The organism is Psychrobacter sp. TB20-MNA-CIBAN-0197 (assembly GCF_040309765.1).
In the GTDB taxonomy this organism is placed as follows: Bacteria; Pseudomonadota; Gammaproteobacteria; order Pseudomonadales; family Moraxellaceae; genus Psychrobacter; species Psychrobacter submarinus.
Map to the genome: position 1 here is coordinate 1 of NZ_JBEOPC010000625.1, position 271 is coordinate 271.

1 pseudogene is annotated in these 271 nt (G+C 59.4%); it reads right to left on the reverse strand.

From position 1 onward, the window contains the following. Nucleotides 1-271 (reverse strand): annotated as a pseudogene (locus AAEY83_RS15260) (purine permease); the annotation flags it as partial.

Consider the following 271-nt stretch of genomic DNA (forward strand, 5'->3'; position numbering starts at 1 on the left):
CCGTGGCCATGGTCGTGGTCATCCGGCTCGATCACCGGCACTTCCTTGCCATCGCAGTCATGCAGCTTGCCGTCGCTGAAGTAATCGCCTTCACGCAGCGCGGCCAGATCGCGATAACGCAGGGTGCGCTCTTCGGCTGCGGCGAACACCGACTGTTGATCCGAGTTGCCGGTCGTGAAGTGGTTGAACGCCAGGTTGAGCAGGATCGCCATGATTGCCGACGAACTGATGCCCGAATGGAAAATAGTCGCGAACCAGCTCGGGAAATGAT